2 protein-coding genes are annotated in these 1,205 nt (G+C 58.1%); both read right to left on the bottom strand.

What is annotated here, in order from left to right:
• Window positions 1–45: 45 nt before the first annotated feature.
• Window positions 46–801, bottom strand: a complete 756-nt coding sequence (locus EVS83_RS15365; RefSeq protein ID WP_133502058.1) for a hypothetical protein — start codon at window positions 799–801, stop codon at window positions 46–48.
• Window positions 802–897: 96 nt separating this feature from the next.
• Window positions 898–1,205 (bottom strand): barstar family protein (locus EVS83_RS15360; protein WP_208108777.1); only part of this gene is annotated, 308 nt, incomplete at its 5' end.

The raw sequence follows: 1,205 nt of genomic DNA, 5'->3' as shown, positions 1-1,205 counted from the left end.
CTGAGTTAAGCCGCGCCGCGAAGCGGCGTCGGTTTGGACGAATTGTTAGGCCTGGGCCTGCCAGCTATCGAAAAACGCATTTGTAACCGAAGTTGCAGTAAAGGCGTCGGCCAGGAGCTGCGGGTGGACGTAAACGTGGCCGATACTGGCACCTGGAGCAAACGAATGGATGAAAGAAAAACAGGGGTGTTCAAGCTTGGTCTGCTGCTCGCGGACGTCGGCGGCCAGATCAAACTGCCACTCCTGTTCTAGCTTCGCCCGCTCGGCTTCAAGGGCATCGTAATCATTCCGATCCCGCTCGTAGATGACGCTTGGCGCCACGTAGAGCGGTATCTGGTGGGCTAACGCGTCGCGGTAATTCTTTAGGTAGGTTTTGTGCCAATTGGAAAGCTCTTCGCTACCGATTAGCTCACGCAGAGGAGTGGGCAGATGTTTTTGAAAGTCGCTTTTGAACAGGCCGACGCTAAGCGGTTTGGACAGAAACTGGGACAGCCCATGATGGTGTGCGAAAACCCACGCCAGATTGTCAAAGAGCCCAACGAGGTTAATAAAAAACGCGTGTAAGTTGACCTGTACATCGTTGAGCGCATCGCGTTCCAGCGGAACCGCAGCCGTTGGCGGCAGCAGCCGAAAGACGTTCTGAAGCGAGTGCTGTAGGAGGCCTAGACGCCGCCCCGCGCCGTGAGTGAGATGTTCGATTGCGCCAGAGCTAGTCGTGTTCGTGCATTCCAGAACGCATCGCAGCCCAGCGTTCGCGAGGAGATCAGAGCGCGTAGGTAGCAACTCGTTGAGCTGCGACAAAGTGCTTTCCGAGTACCGCATGGTTTGTTCCCGGGCCTAACACCTGAGTTAAGCCGCGCCGCGTAGCGGCGTCGGCTTCGACGAATTGTTAGGCGGCTACCGGAACACAACGGTAACCGCCCGTAGGCTGCGCTCAGCTGCAACATCTCGGAGCGCGGCCAGAAATGACCCGCCGCGGATGCAGGCGAGGTGCGCAGAGTTTACGAGTTCAAGCTGACACGGACCCGGGTAGCCGGGGCCGCCGGCGAGCGCATCGTTGAACGCATCAAGGTTGCGACCAAAGCCCGGACCACGTGGGTTCGCCACAGCCAGATACTTCTCCCAGAAGTGGTCGGCCGTCGAGACATCACTGCAATCAACTATGAGCCGTCTCATGCCGCCTAACACCTGAGTTAAGCCGCGCC

The sequence above is a fragment of the Cognatilysobacter terrigena genome (assembly GCF_004361065.1).
In the GTDB taxonomy this organism is placed as follows: domain Bacteria; phylum Pseudomonadota; class Gammaproteobacteria; order Xanthomonadales; family Xanthomonadaceae; genus Cognatilysobacter; species Cognatilysobacter terrigena.
This window is presented reverse-complemented; position numbering and strand designations above follow the sequence as displayed.